This is a genomic window from Gracilimonas sp. (assembly GCF_031581265.1).
In the GTDB taxonomy this organism is placed as follows: Bacteria; Bacteroidota; Rhodothermia; order Balneolales; family Balneolaceae; genus Gracilimonas.
In genome coordinates this window covers 1-15,089 of sequence record NZ_JAVLBQ010000027.1, presented here as the reverse complement: position 1 = coordinate 15,089, position 15,089 = coordinate 1, and the positions used below count along the sequence as shown (strand labels likewise).

Here is a 15,089-nt window from a genome sequence, read left to right as displayed (position 1 = left end):
AATCAATAACCTCACTAAAGCATCATCTACCAATCAATTTCTCGATCTCTGATCTTTCTTTTGGTACATCCGTGAGGTTTTCATAACCGTCTTCTGTAACAACAATATTATCCTCGATTCGAATTCCACCAAATTCATACATCTTGGTCAATTTATCAGCGTTAAGGAACTTTGATTTATTCTCATCCTTCATTGCCGGGATTAGTAATGCAGGGACAAAGTAACACCCGGGTTCAATCGTAATCACCATTCCGGGCTGTAGATCGCGTCGGACTCTCAAGTATTTTATACCCGGACGATCAATGCGATCCACTCCCTTTGGGTATCCTCCAACATCATGGGTGTCGAGGCCTAAAAAGTGGCCAAGTCCGTGTGGGAAAAACAGTGCAAAAATATCGTTTTCCATCAAATCATCTACGGATCCTTTAACCAAGTCGATTTCTTTCAATCCTTCCATGATGGTTCGAGCAGCGTGCAAGTGAAGATCTTCCATCTTCACTCCGGTTTCAACTTTTTCGATAGAGGAATTTAGTGCATTTAACACCGCATCATAAACACCTGCCTGCAGGTCTGTAAATGTTCCATTAGCCGGATAGGTTCTTGTAATATCAGAGGCATACCCTTCATACTCGTGACCTGCATCCAACAAGAACAAATCTCCATCTTTGATCTGACTGTTATTCTCAACGTAATGAAGAATAGCGCTATTCTTACCTCCGGCAAAAATTCCGTTATATGCATCTTGTTGCAAGCCGTGCTCATACTGAATTTTGGTGAACAGAGCTTTGAGTTCATATTCATACATTCCCGGTTTTATGACCTTCATCACTTCGGTATGTGCCAGATTATTTATCTTCGCGGATTTCCGCATGTACTCCAACTCTTCCTCAGTCTTAATTACACGGCAGTAGGTTAAAGCATCCTGGAGCGTTTCCATGTCGGCTTCAAAGCTTCGGTCTAAATCTTCAATTAGCTCTGCATCAGCCTCGTTCAGGCAGTACACCTTATCAGGATTGATCTCATTCATAACCGTAAGAATCTCATTGGTATAATGAAGATGATCGGGCTTATACTGTTCCTGCCAAGCTTCCTGAGATTTTACATATCCGTGCCACACTGCATATTGCGCATCACGTTTTGGTACAAACAAATGATATTCTTCTGTTTTCAGATCTAAAATAAGCGCACAATCCGGCTCATTCACGCCGGTCAAGTACCAAAAATTAGATTCCTGACGAAATGGATATTCATAATCAGTCTCATTCCGATAAAAAATTTCTGAGCCCTGAATAAAGACGGCTCCTTGTTGATTGTCATCGAAAAGTGAGAATAGTTTTTTACGGTGATTCTGATGCATCATTTTGGCTGAAGTTTAAATTTATTAGTGGTTGAAGAATACCAAAATACCGAACTAATATCGACTGTAGGGTTCAGGATTGTTTGGTTAGCAACTCACAAATTCCCTGTACCATCTCAGTTATATCACTTTGAAAAGTAAAACCAACTTCTTTAACTACATCGATCTCTTTTGTTCCCTTTGCTGAATGTATTTCAGCATTTATTGGCTCTTCCTGTGCTATCAGATCGAGCGAGACACTGCAAAATGCGGTATTTGCTCCCGCTTGATTCAGGACTACATTTAGTCTTGTTCCCCCATAGGAATTTGCTGAAAGACTTAGGGCAATTCTGAGATTCTCTTTCAGCCCAAAAATTCGATAATAATGTTTTAAGGCAAGTTCGGGCGAAAAGTCATCAAAATTGAGATATTTAACCGGCTGATGAGGATTTTCATACAGTGTTTTGCATGAAGTAACCGCAAACTTCCTTGCCTTAGGATTTAACTGTTCACCAATAAAACTCCTAAGCTCCCAGTATTGCAAATTCCTTTCGGGTTCCTTTTTTGAATGAAATCTGTCCGGTACCTCATTTCTGGTTTCGATATTTTTTTCTCCCACTTCAAACCAGAAATCCAACATCCCATTGCTAACCAAGACAAATGGTGCGCCTACCTTTTGATTATACCTCGCCACCTGAATAGCCGCCTTTTCATCCAGCTTTATTTCGGGTGCTTTACATTCGGCAAGCAAAAGCGGGTTGAAGTCTTTATCGTAGCAAATCAAGTCTGTTCGGGAAGAAGATTTATCGCCGATCAACTTAACGGGACTTTCAAATGAAATCCGGGAATGGGACACCTCAGCTTCCATCATCAGGTAATCAACCAGTGCCAACCTTACCCGCTCTTCAGGAAGGTCTGCAAAGCTTTTTTTTAGAATAGGATTCCAAAGAGACTTTTCTCCTTCTTTAAATCGGAATTGGGGATAATGTGCAAGGGCTTTACTTAGCAAGGTATTGAGTTACTTTGATAATTATGTTCAAGATAAATTACCAAAATATAGCCAGAAAGTTCTCTTGTCAGGGAATACGTGGATAAGGAATAAGTGAATTCAGAACCTATTTCCTTATCCCTTATTTCCTTATTCCCTTCCCCAAAAACTCAGGCCTTGGCTACTTCTTTATCCTCTTTATCTGCATGCAAACTACGCTTGATAAAGAATTGCTGAACGATAGAGAGAACGTTGAAAATGAGGTAATAAAGACTTAATCCTGCTGCAAAATTATTGAATATAAACAGCAGCATTATTGGGAAAATGTACTGTAGCACCTTCATTTGTCCGGCCATGGGGCTTGTGCCGCCGCCACCGCTCATTCCACCGGTAAGCTTACTTTGAACCATCATAGCTGCTGTCATCAACAGCACAAAACCTGCAATCTGATCTCCAAGGAAAGGTATTTCGAAGGGCAGATTGAATATATAGTCGGGAGCAGATAAGTCGCCCGCCCATAAAAATTCCTCCTGACGAAGCTGAATTGAATTTTGAAAATACCGCCAAAGGGTAATCAGGATTGGGAATTGTAGTAAGTTTGGTAAACAACCCCCCAACGGATTAACTTTGTTTTTACGGTATAGATCCATCGTTGCTTTTTGCTGCTTTTGAGGATTGTCTTTGTACTTTTCCTGGATTTCTTTCATCTGGGGCTGCAACTCGCTCATAGCCCCCATACTTTTATAACTCTTATAAGTGAGTGGAGACAATACCAACTTCACCAATGAAGCAAATACAATGATGATAACCCCAAAATTAGATGTAAACCGGGACATAAATTCAAAAAATGGAATTACCATCCAGCGAACGAACGGGTCAGAAAACCATCGTAACCAACTCCATCCTACATCAACCATATCATAGGCATGCTCATCAATTTTGGTAAGCTCTCTGTATTTCAGGGGACCGAGATACAGTTGAAATGAGGCATTACCTTGCTCGTCCAAATCGGTTCTAATGGAAGAGGTGTAGCGATGTTCCGTATTTGCATTATCAATGGAACCGGTAACTTCTCCCGTAAGAAGTGCAGCATCAGTTGGGGAAAGTGGCTTAATGATCTGGGTAAAAAACTTGGTTTTAGTAGAAGCCCAATCAATATTTCCATTGATCGTATTTTCCTCACGTCCGGCTTCATCCAGCTTATATTTCTCAAGTTCACCACCTGCATAAACATATGCAGCAGTTTCGAGGGCGTCTTGGGTTGGGTCTTTTTCAGTAAAATTCAGAGGGGCAGTCCAGCCAAAATCTATACTTCCACCTATCACATAATCACGCAAGCCAACAAACTGAACATCGGCATCAATTTCATAATTATTGCCGTTTAGTACATACGTGATTATGACACGACGTCCGTCATCGAGATCTAATTCATATCTTACTTCACGCTGTTCTCCGGCAGCTATATTTATAGACGATCCGCGCGTTACCTGTTCAAATAAAATATTCTGTGTCTCAACATTGTAATTCTCAGTAGAGAGAAACCCAATGTTATATGCTGACCGTGTAGTATCGTCTATAAGCTGAACCGGACTTCTTCTGTTCCATGTTAAATATTCGTTTAAAAGAAAAGAACTTGGGCCTGCGCCTCGGTTAGTGAAAGTGACATCATACAATGGAGTACTAACCTTCAATTCTTTTTCTTCTGTAACCGGACTGTTAGCAAACAATCCCTTAACCTCAGCAACTTCATCCTGTTCTTCAGAAATATTTGTTTCCTGACGCTCCGGTTCGGCTTCTTCAGGCTGAGCGACTTGTTCCAAAGAATCCTGTCGGTTCTGTTCAATCTGGGCAAGACTATCCTGAGTGGCTTGTTCTTGTCGTTGGCGAGCCAATTCTTCTTCTGAGGGCATAGTAAAATAAAACCATCCCAGCATGAGAAGAAAGATTAAAACAAATCCGGTAACTGTATTCTTATCCAAAAGTATAAATTTTTTATGAGGGTGAATTTTTTGACAACACTTGTTCTCGCAGTTGTTCCAAAAGCAATATTATTTCTCGCTGGACAATTTGGAAGGTAAGATGAGCGCGCTTTGCCATAAAAACATAGTGGAGTCCTATTTCAGTTGATATGGGCAAATCTTTGACAATGTGTTGATTTAATCTATAGGCTTCACGTAGAAGTCGCTTGGTTCTGTTACGTTCTACCGCATTTCCTATTCTCTTAGGGGCGACGAAGCCAACAAGGGTATTCTTGTCAGCATTGGGATAGGTTGCGTAGCGAAGGTTCACATTATGTGATTTTATAAGTGAGGATTGTGAAAACAAGTCCTCAAAATTCCTCCTGCCACGCAGTATTTGAGATTTAACTAAGGTAAATCTTCTTTCAGGAGTAGTTCCCTTTGAATATGGGTTACTTAGCTCCTTTTCTCTCATCGCTAACCGTTAGCTTATGACGGCCTTTCTTGCGTCTTCTTGCAAGAGCTTTACGTCCATTTTTACTAGACATGCGTTCGCGAAAACCATGCTTGTTCTTGCGCTTCTTGTTACTTGGTTGATACGTGCGTTTCATGAATTTGGATATTTTATGCGTTCAATTTCTTATCCGAAAAAGGCTTTAAATATAAAGAGAATCTCAGAAAAAACAGAACTATTATTTACACTATTCATTCTTTTAAATCCTCTTGTCGCAATTCAATATATGCCCCTTCTACTGCGTTAGCTATTTACTTTCTATCTTTTTTATAAGTTATTGAAAAAGCTGAAACTAATTCACGGATTCACTTATGTTGCAATGTTTATTTTATAAAAGGTTTAGCCTCGCTATCATTCTTTTTTTGACAATTCCTGACTTTACCAAAGCCCAAGACTCCCCTTCCATCGATTCGCTTACGAGTAAAGCATCTGTTTATTTTGATGAAGCTCGGGAGGAAAAAGCGCTCAAAACTTACCTTAGCGTTCTCAATCAAAAACCACAAAACTTTGAAGCACTTTGGCATACCTCCCTCCTTTATGCCCGAATTGGATTCCGCATGAATTCAAAAAAAGAAATGGAAGACTATTATAATGAATCGCTATCGTATGCCGAAAAAACCTTAAAACTTTATCCCGACAGAGGCTACACCCATTTTGTGTACGCAATAGCCCAGGGTCGTCTGTCTGATATATCCGGTGCAAGCAAGCGTATAGAAAAATCGCACATCATAAAAAAGCATGCCATTAAAGCTACAGAGTTGTTACCGGATTATGCCCCCGCCTGGCATTTGAGGGGAATATGGAATAGTGAGGTTGCCAATATAAGTTCTGCTGAACGTTTTGCAGCCGGTGTTTTTTCCCAGGGAATACCTGAAGACGCTTCCAACGAAAAAGCGGAGGAATATATTAAAAAAGCTATTGAATTAAACCCCGAGCAGGTGATACGTTTTAAGCTTGATCTTGCCCGGCATTACAACCGTTCCGGTCAGAAAGAAAAAGCCATAGAAGCATTAAAAGAAGTGGTGCAAGAAAATCCCCGTAATCCAATTGATGAGTGGAACATGGAGAGGGCAAAACAATTACTAAAAGAACTTTCCTGAAGACAAATAACCTGCTAGTCCTTTTTTCCCTTGTTGCTAACACCCCTCACAGCCAATCAGGAATAACTGATTGGTTGACCTCTCTTCAATGGGGCCTACGGGATCAAATCAACTTGCTGAATAATGAGTGAAAAGTAAGCTTTAGCAAAATATTTAAAAATCACCTTGAATAAGTCCTCCCTTGAGGGAGGTGCCGGACTGAACGAATGTGAAGTCTGGCGGAGGGTGTTGGTACCAAAGGCAATATTGTTTTATTCGACCTCGATTTTGCCAGTGGTTTAATTGTGTGATTTCATCAGACATCCCAGCCCTTACCGCCAACACCCTCACAACCAATCAGGAACAACTGATTGGTTAATCTCCCCTCGAGGGGAGACTTCGATTTTGAAGCTTGATAAACAGTTTAGGTATCGATTTAAAAAGTAAATAGTGAAAAATATTTTTTAATTATCCCAACGCGTTTACCGGTTGAAAACATCGTACAGAGAACCTGCGAGCGTCCGTAGGTCCTCGCAGCGTTCGGCACTTCAGCCATGTCCCAGTAACGCTCGCAGGACCTTCGGACGCTGCGAGGTTACTTTGCTCAAAGATTGCCCCAGGCTTATTATTAACTGGTATACGCGTTATCCCAATAGTTTTACTATCAAAACTTTAAGGAGAAAATTATGACTACTCCGGCTTCCAATCCTTCATACCATCACGGATTACTTCAGCAAGTCGGGAAACAGGTACTCTATCCTGACTCATATCATCGCGGTAACGGATGGTAACCGTATCTTCCCCTTCTGATTCCACTCCGTCAAAATCAACGGTTATGCAGAATGGTGTACCAGCTTCATCCTGTCGGCGATAGCGTTTTCCAATAGAACCGGATTCATCATAGAGCACAGAAAATTCTTCACGAAGCTCTTCCTCTATCTTATGGGCCAGATCCTGCAGCTTGTCTTTCTTAATGAGCGGGAAAATACCTACTTGGGTTGGAGCTAACTTCGGATTCATCTTCAACACCGTACGTGTATCTCCATCTACTTCTTCTTCGCGGTATGCATCACAAAGCACCATCAAAGTCAGGCGGTCAAGTCCCACAGACGTTTCGATTACATACGGGGTGAACCGTTCCTGATTTTTCTGGTCGTAGTAATCCATTTTCTTGCCAGAAAATTCGGCATGCTGGGTCAGATCAAAATCGGTTCGGTTATGGATGCCTTCCACTTCTTGCCAGCCAATTGGGTATTTGTACTGAATGTCGGCAGCGGCGCGCGCATAGTGTGCAAGTTTGTCTTCGGGGTGAGGAGCGGTTCTCAAATTCTCTTCACGGATTCCCATGAATTTGTGCCACTCAAGCCGTTTTTCCAACCATTTTTCGTATTCATCTTCATCGGTACCCGGCTTCACAAAATATTGCATCTCCATCTGCTCAAATTCACGCATACGGAATACAAACTGCCTTGCCACTACTTCATTACGGAAGGCTTTACCCGTTTGAGCAATTCCAAAAGGAACCGTTACACGAGCGGTATCCAACACATTCTTATAGTTCACAAATATTCCCTGTGCTGTTTCAGGACGTAGATACACCCCATCTTCTTCTGTTGAAGTGGACCCAAACTGGGTTTTAAACATCAGGTTGAACTGACGCACTTCAGTCCAATCGAATGCTCCTGAGTCGGGGGCACGGATTTCATTTTCCATGATGATCTCATATAGATCTTCGGTCAGGCTTTTGCGGGAGCCGCATGAATCCAGTTTTTCCTGGATGGCATTTGCTTCTTCATGCTTCTCATCTTTGCGCAGCTTTTCGATATGCTGCTCAATGATCATATCGGCGCGGTAGCGTTTTTTGGACTGCTTGTCGTCAATCATTGGGTCATTGAAACCACCCACGTGACCACTCGCTTCCCACACCTTGGGATGCATAAAGATGGCAGCATCAACCCCAACAATATTATTGTGGCGGCGGGTCATTTCTTTCCACCAGGCATCACGGATATTTCGTTTGAGTTCTACACCGAGGGGTCCGTAATCGTAGACGGCGCTTAATCCGCCATAAATTTCTGATGATTGAAAGATGAAGCCCCGCGCTTTCGCCAGCGATACAATTTTATCCAAACTGTCCAAATTCGACATGTGAGTGTATTATTTACAATTCAAAATTCGTTGAGCGCCAAAGATACGGAAATGAGTACTGAATATTGAATTTCGACGTCACGAATTCTTTTCTTTTTTAGCCTATTTAAGCTTGAATTAATAAAAAATACTAATTAATACTATCCTAATGAATAAGTAACTTAGTTATAAGACAAGGGTATATAATTTAAATTACGTGTTATGAAAAATTACTTTCTTTTCGTCATCTTTATTTTCTTTTTGGGCACTGCTCCCATTTCTGCACAAATTAAAATAAATGAACTGGTCGCTTCCAATAACTCTTCTCTTACGGATGAAGTCGGAGAGGCGGATGACTGGGTAGAAATCTACAACACGGGAAATGTTTCCATCGATTTTGGGGGAATGTTTGTAACTGATGATCCCGCAGAAATAGATAAATGGCAGATTCCTGCTGATCAAAATGATCAAACTATTATAGGACCCGGAGAATATCTCATTCTGTGGTTCGATGAAGATTTAGAACAAGGCCCTTTACACGTAAATACTAAACTTAGTGCAGATGGTGAATATGTAATTTTAACAGAAAGTGATGGAGAAACCCGTATTGATTCTGTAGCTTTTCCTGCTCTTTCCGAGGATATAGCATGGGGACGAATACCCAACGGTACCGGTGATTTCAGGAAACTAACCCCTTCACCAAACGCATCTAATGATGGAAATGAAATACCTGAAAAGGCCGAACCTCCTACATTTACTTTAGAATCTGGATTTTACTCTTCACCCCTAACTATCGGTTTAGAAGCATCCGGTGATGCTGAAATTTACTATGCACTTGGAGGCGAAGAGCCTACATCAAATTCCACATTATACAATGGGCCTATTACCATTGACACCTCAACTGTGGTTCGCGCAATTGCCATTGAACCCGGCTTTGCCCCAAGTACCGTTTCCACAAACAGTTATTTTTTCGAGGATCAACACACTTTAACGGTCGTCTCCTTTGTAATGAATCCGGATAGTTTATGGGATTATGACAAGGGAATGTATGCTTTCGGAGACTCATTTGAAGCTGAAGATTTCTACCCATACCGGGGAGCTAATTTTTGGGAAGAATGGGAATATCCGATGCATTTAGAATATTTAAATACCAACGGAGGCGTCGAATTTGAGTTTGAGGCCGGGGCAAGCATAGGCGGAAGTTTCAGCCGGGCTTTCCCTAAGAAATCATTCATAATAAATAACAATACCGAATATGGGATAGATCATTTAGACTACCCATTATTTCCGGAAAATGAGTACACCGAATATGATGGATTTGGCCTCCGTTCCGGTGCCGAAGAACGATCAAGTTTATTAAATGAGCTCATGTATGCAATAAATCAACAGTGGAATCATCATAATGACTTGCAAGCTTATAAAGCTGTGATATTATATATAAATGGCAAATATTGGGGGATTTATAACCTTCAAGAACGCAAAAATGATGATTTCGTAGAGTCAAGATATGGTTATGATGAAATTGACATGATTCGAACTGCAGATGAAGTCAAAGATGGAACCTATGATGCTTATTCAGAATTATTAGATCATTTTGAAGATGAAACACTTCAGGGGGAAGAGTTTTTTAACCTCGCTGATTCTTTAATAAACTTAGATAGCTTTACAGATCATTGGGTTTATCAGATATATATTTCACACGGAGACCCTTAAAATGTACGGTTTTGGAGACCAAGGGAACCCGGTGGAAAATGGCACTATATAACCCATGATTTTGATTGGTGGGAGAACCTTTCCAATGAACCAGGAGAGTATCATGAAGTGTTGAAAGACTACTTGAGCAGAGATCTATTTGGCTTTTGGATTATAGGACGAATGATTGAAAATGAAACATACAGAGAAATGTTCCTAAATCGATTCGCAGATCTGTTAAATACAAGTTTCCAACCCGATTACATGTTGGGGCTTATCGATTCTTTGGATACAGCTATTGAACCTGAAATGCCCAGGGATATTGACCGTTGGTCCGATAATTGGTATGATAACAGCGGGCCTACTAACTATAGTATGGAATACATTCGGTCACTAACTGAAGACTATGTTGTTAACTACCCTGCATTCATTTATTCCGAAATTAGAGATACCCTGAATACAGATACCTTACAAGTAACCCTTGCACAAACCACAAATGGTTCTGTTAAACTAAATTCCATCAATCCTAATACAAAAACAGGTTCATGGACCGGGATCTATTTTGAAAATACGGCTATCACTTTATCTGCCAAACCGGAACCCGGTTTTCAACTAACAAGCTGGATAGTCAATGGTGAGAACGCCGGATCTGGAAATGAAATAAACCTCGAGCTGACTGATAACCCGTATGTAATAGAGCCCACTTTCGAGGCCGTTAGCAATGATGAAATTGTCATAAACGAGATAAATTATAACTCAAGTGACGATTTTGATGCCGGAGACTGGATTGAGTTATACAACTTTTCTGACAGTGAAATTGATCTCTCCGGATGGGTTTTCAGAGATGATGATGACGAACATACTTTCATTTTGCCTGATGCTACTACCATTCAATCCGGAGGCTACGTAGTATTAGCTAATGATACTACGGCCTTCAAAACTGTACACCCCGGCATTTCATTTGTTAAAGGGGAAGTTGACTTTGGACTTGGTGGCGGAGGAGATCAGGTCCGTATTTTCAATGAAAATGAGGTTCTTATCGACTTCGTTGAATATGCCAACACTGCCCCATGGCCTACCACAGCAGATGGTGAAGGATACACCCTGGAGCTTCAGTCTCACGAATCTGACAATGCTTTAGCTGAAAGCTGGATGGCCTCTGAGGAAATTGGCGGTACACCGGGCTCATCTAATATTAGTACCAGCAGTGAAAATGAAACTGAGACCCCACAAATCTTTGCATTAAATCAAAACTACCCTAATCCATTTAACCCATCAACAAGTATTAGCTTTGTACTGCCACAGGCAGAAAAATTAAATCTAAAAGTTTTTAATATTTTAGGGCAGGAAGTTCATACAATTGTAGATCGGCAAATGACAGCGGGGCAACATGTCCTAAGTTTTGATGCCAGTAATTTACCAAGTGGTGTGTATATCTATCGATTTAAGTCGAATAGTTTTTCAGATACCAAAAAGATGATATTGCTTAAATAAGACTAAATTCAAAATTCAGAAATACAGATTAGTTAATTCATGGCACAAACCAAGCTCCCCAAGAAATCAAAGAAGCAAAAAGAGCGAGCTGAAGAAATATTAAATGAGCTTTATAAGCATTATCCAAATCCTCATTGTGAGTTAAACCATCGTAATCCTTTTGAGTTGCTAATAGCTACCATATTGAGTGCTCAGTGTACGGATGTGCGCGTGAATAAAACTACTCCGGCACTTTTCGAAACATATCCTACTCCGGAGCTGATGAAAGATGCTCCTCTTGAGGAATTGGAAGAATTAGTAAAGTCTACCGGCTTTTATCGAAATAAAGCGAAGTCACTTAAAGAAACCTCTCGAATATTGGTTGAGGAGTTTGATGGAGAGGTTCCCAAAAATATGAAAGACTTGCTGAAACTTCGTGGAGTTGCAAGAAAAACAGCGAACGTAGTTTTAGGGAATGCTTTTGGAATCAATGTGGGCGTTGTGGTTGATACCCATGTTAAGCGGTTTTCTAATCGATTTGGCCTTACCAGGGAAAAGAAAAACACCAACAAGATCGAAAAAGACCTGATGGCATTATTTCCACAAGAAAACTGGACGGACCTTTCACACTTGATGATCCATCATGGTCGTGGCCCTTGTAAAGCCCGAATCTCAGAGGCTCCCGATCATCCACTTTGCGAAAAGTATGGGGTGAATTGTAAATGCCAAAAAATGCGTAGTAACTAATTTTAAATTATAAATGCTAAATGTTAAATGATTGGGTTACATTTTTTGTGACGTTTTAACAATAGCCGTTAAAATTTTTACCAATTCATTTACATTATGTATATAAGATGAATAGTCCATTTGAACGATTTGGCTTTTATCAAGTAGTTTTAACCAATACCGAGTTTCTCTGGCTTCTTTTGAAGAAATTGTCATCTTATGGGCAAAGTCTTTCTTACTAGAAGCAGCTGTTGCCTCCTCAATGTTTGCACCTATACTTGTTGCAGAGCGTAGTAATTGTTTGGAAAGTACATATTCTTTATGCTTTATAAGCACCTTATATAATCCAATGATTGACAATGCAAAATTGAAACTTTTATCTAAAACAATATTTTCATTTTTCATGGTATCCTCATTTAAAATTTTGAATTAATCATTTAACATTAGTAAGAGCTATTCCAAACCAATTCCTTACAAATTATTTTCTGACGTGACTAAAAAATCTGATTCTATATTTTCATCCTACACCGATCCCATCCCCCCACTTCGTTTCGACGTGCAGATCATTCCCATAAAACAGGATGGCGAGACATTCCTTTATTTTCAGGATCAATATGGGTATGCCCCAAGTGATTTTGCCGTTCCGCAGTCGGCGCGTTCTATGTTGTCGATGTTTGATGGACAGCGCAGCGTGGAAGACATGATGGAGTTTACAGGACAAGGCATCTCCAAAGAGCAGATCCTGGAATACGTACAATTTCTGGATGAAAACGCCCTTTTGCATTCTGCATATTTCAAGGAAAAAGCGGAACAAACTGAACTTGAATACGAGCAGTCGGATGTCCATCAATCCATTACAGCAGGACTTGCCTATCCGGATGACTCCGATGAAATAACCCATTTTTTAAATGAAGCTTTTGAAAAACTTCCTACTTCGGAACCTGTTCAAAATGCCAAAGCACTCTATGCTCCTCATATTGATATTCGCGTTGGGCTAAACAGCTACACCAAAGCATTTTCTGCTATTAAGGATTTAAAACCGAAACGCATCATAGTGTTGGCGACTTCCCACTATTCCGGCATGTATCCGGATTTATATGAAGAAAAACCGTTTGTGATATCAACTAAAGATTTTAAGATGGTGAACGGGACTGTGAAATCGGATCGTGAATCTATTCAGAAAATAAAGGAACAGGTTGAAAGTGAATCCGAGCATTATGGCGTTACGTTCCAAGACCGGGCGCACCGTATTGAACACAGTATTGAACAACATCTCGTTTTCATTAATCATCTATGGGAGCATGAGTTTTCGATGATACCAATCCTCGTTGGCAGTCTTGATGAACTATTCTATAAAGCGGATGGATTCCAGGGGCAGCAAGTGGATAACTTCAGCGGATTGTTGGCTGAATTATTTGGCGGTGATGAGGATACTTTCTTTTTGATAAGCGGAGATCTGGCTCATATCGGTAAAAAATTTGGGGATGATAAACCGGCTAAAGAACTATTTGAAGACATTCGAAAATTTGATGAATCCTTTCTCGATTTTGGAGCATCCGGCTCACCCCAAAAAATACTTAAGCTGATGAGTCAAAAATATGATCCATACCGCATCTGTGGGTACCCACCACTTTATTCCTTCCTGCAGACAATGCCGGATGTAGATGGAGAGATATTAACCTACGATATTTGGGATGAAAGTGAGCGGGAAAGTGGCGTAAGTTTTGGGTCTATTTTGTATCGGTGATCATTTGCCTTGAAGATTTGTCACTGGATTTAATTTTTTTTAATTCTTCTTTCGGGTTTAATTTTAGCTACACAATTGCCACCGTCTCGTTGTTTGGCATCCGAGTCGTATCAGGGAGATTGCCGCGTGGTAAAACAACCAGCCCTGTGTTATGCACTGTTGGCTCCTCGCAATGACTGGGTTTTTAGGGGTTGGGAGGTGGTATCAGGGAGATCCTTCACTGCGCATTCGCTTCGTTCAGGATGACGGAGGCAATTAATACACTCGGTAGCCTCCCTCCGGTCGGGCATTGCCTTACAGGCAATAGAGAGACATATCCGGCACGGGCACCGACACGCTTGCGTGGAGTGCGGTTGCTTAACTACGCCCCCTGTCTTCCTTGTAGATGTTAGGTAATTCGAAGACAAAAACTAGTTAGTTTTTTAAAATAATATTATAAAGTCCTCCCTTGCCTGTCCCGTACAAGCGTGTCGGGGAGGGAGTTGCCGGACTGAGCGCATGCGAAGTCTGGCGGTGGGTGTTGGTACTAAGGGCAACACCTCTTTTACTATCCTATTATCCACATTAACTTTGATTCTGAGTTGTATCAGGCTACATTTTCCTTGGCACCAACACCCCTCAAAATCAGTCAGGAACAACTAACTGATTTATCTCCCCTCCAGGGGAGACTTCACTTTTTCAACAATTGTCAATGAATTGCATAACATCTACAGCAATGACGGGGTTTTTAGGGGTTAGGAGGTATATTACAAATAACGAATAATGAATTAGCGATTACCAAATACCGAAAACCCACTACTCCTTTATCTCCATACGTTCTGCAAAATAATCACAGAAATCTCTCATATCGCCTGCAATTCTTTCATCATCAGTGGAATTTTGAAGGGTATCTGCCATAGTTACTAACGTTTGATGGAAAAATATCTTCATTTCATCCACGGTCATATCCCTCGTCCATAGGTCAAGCTTGAGGGTATCTTTATTGTGAGCATCCCAGAAAGAAAGCAACATAGCGCGACAATTTACACCATCCACATTCGGCATGTCATCAGCTTTAAAAGCGATGTTTGTGGCCACGTTTTTTTCATCCAATTCTACAGTAATGTTAATCTCTTTTTTTTGCATAAAATTTAGTCTTTTTTGATTTCTGTAAAACTAAGGGTTTTTGCTGTTAATTCATTTTATAAAGGCCACGAAATCTCTAAGGCACAAAAAATTTTGGTTAGATTGACTTGATTCTGGAAACGAATGGGCCAACGTCTCGTTGTTGGAGCCCCAAGTCGTATCAGGGAGATTGCCACGTCGTAAGGCAACCAGCCCTGTGTTATACACTGTCGGCTCCTCGCAAGGACGGGTTTTTAGGGGTTGGGAGGTGGTATTAAAAAATCCACCACGACATCGTCATTGCGAAGGCTGACTTGAGCGATAGCGAATACAGCCTGTGGCAAT

Annotated in this window: 12 protein-coding genes and 1 pseudogene; 5 read left to right on the top strand and 8 right to left on the bottom strand. The window is 40.8% G+C overall.

Annotated elements, in window-relative coordinates; genetic code table 11:
* Window positions 1–22: 22 nt before the first annotated feature.
* From RI561_RS10015 to rpmH, 5 genes are all read right to left on the bottom strand, one after another.
* Window positions 23–1,360 carry an aminopeptidase P family protein gene (locus RI561_RS10015; RefSeq protein WP_395080095.1) on the bottom strand — a complete coding sequence of 446 codons (1,338 nt, stop codon included), beginning with the start codon at window positions 1,358–1,360 and terminating at the stop codon, window positions 23–25.
* A 70-nt stretch (window positions 1,361–1,430) separates the two neighbouring features.
* A complete protein-coding gene (locus tag RI561_RS10010) occupies window positions 1,431–2,345 on the bottom strand; it encodes a type I restriction enzyme HsdR N-terminal domain-containing protein (protein WP_395080094.1) in 915 nt (304 codons plus the stop codon).
* Between the two features lie 149 nt (window positions 2,346–2,494).
* A complete protein-coding gene (gene yidC / locus RI561_RS10005; RefSeq protein WP_395080093.1) occupies window positions 2,495–4,303 on the bottom strand; it encodes a membrane protein insertase YidC in 1,809 nt (602 codons plus the stop codon).
* A gap of 13 nt (window positions 4,304–4,316) precedes the next feature.
* Window positions 4,317–4,757 carry a ribonuclease P protein component gene (rnpA, locus tag RI561_RS10000; protein WP_395080092.1) on the bottom strand — a complete coding sequence of 147 codons (441 nt, stop codon included), beginning with the start codon at window positions 4,755–4,757 and terminating at the stop codon, window positions 4,317–4,319.
* Entirely contained in the window at window positions 4,735–4,893 is a 159-nt protein-coding gene (rpmH, locus tag RI561_RS09995) for a 50S ribosomal protein L34 (protein WP_071594700.1), read from the bottom strand. The genes rnpA and rpmH overlap by 23 nt, the downstream gene beginning before the upstream one ends.
* Window positions 4,894–5,158: 265 nt before the next feature.
* Here rpmH and RI561_RS09990 point away from each other — a divergent pair, with 265 nt between their 5' ends.
* Entirely contained in the window at window positions 5,159–5,896 is a 738-nt protein-coding gene (locus RI561_RS09990) for a tetratricopeptide repeat protein (protein WP_395080091.1), read from the top strand.
* Between the two features lie 669 nt (window positions 5,897–6,565).
* Here the strand turns inward: RI561_RS09990 and RI561_RS09985 are convergent.
* Window positions 6,566–8,023: a glycine--tRNA ligase gene (locus RI561_RS09985; protein WP_395080090.1), complete on the bottom strand. Its 1,458-nt coding sequence runs from the start codon at window positions 8,021–8,023 to the stop codon at window positions 6,566–6,568.
* A gap of 201 nt (window positions 8,024–8,224) precedes the next feature.
* On the opposite strand from RI561_RS09985, the pseudogene RI561_RS09980 reads away from it, so the two are divergent.
* The 3 genes and pseudogenes from RI561_RS09980 to nth all read left to right on the top strand — a co-directional run.
* Window positions 8,225–10,021, top strand: a pseudogene (locus RI561_RS09980) (CotH kinase family protein); the annotation flags it as partial.
* Window positions 10,004–11,188, top strand: coding sequence for a lamin tail domain-containing protein (locus RI561_RS09975; RefSeq protein ID WP_395080121.1), 1,185 nt, complete (start codon window positions 10,004–10,006; stop codon window positions 11,186–11,188). The pseudogene RI561_RS09980 and the gene RI561_RS09975, both read left to right, overlap by 18 nt.
* A gap of 39 nt (window positions 11,189–11,227) precedes the next feature.
* Window positions 11,228–11,914, top strand: coding sequence for an endonuclease III (gene nth / locus RI561_RS09970; RefSeq protein WP_395080089.1), 687 nt, complete (start codon window positions 11,228–11,230; stop codon window positions 11,912–11,914).
* 36 nt (window positions 11,915–11,950) lie between these two features.
* Here the strand turns inward: nth and RI561_RS09965 are convergent, their stop codons facing one another.
* The gene (locus tag RI561_RS09965) at window positions 11,951–12,298 is read right to left on the bottom strand and encodes a four helix bundle protein (RefSeq protein WP_395080088.1); all 348 of its coding nucleotides are present in this window, start codon (window positions 12,296–12,298) and stop codon (window positions 11,951–11,953) included.
* 85 nt (window positions 12,299–12,383) lie between these two features.
* Between RI561_RS09965 and amrB the strand changes: the two genes are divergently transcribed.
* Window positions 12,384–13,640 (top strand): AmmeMemoRadiSam system protein B, encoded by a 1,257-nt coding sequence (gene amrB / locus RI561_RS09960; protein ID WP_395080087.1) that lies wholly within the window; start codon window positions 12,384–12,386, stop codon window positions 13,638–13,640.
* 795 nt (window positions 13,641–14,435) lie between these two features.
* On the opposite strand, the gene gldC is transcribed toward amrB, so the two are convergent.
* Window positions 14,436–14,765, bottom strand: a complete 330-nt coding sequence (gldC, locus tag RI561_RS09955) for a gliding motility protein GldC (RefSeq protein WP_395080086.1) — start codon at window positions 14,763–14,765, stop codon at window positions 14,436–14,438.
* Window positions 14,766–15,089 lie beyond the last annotated feature (324 nt).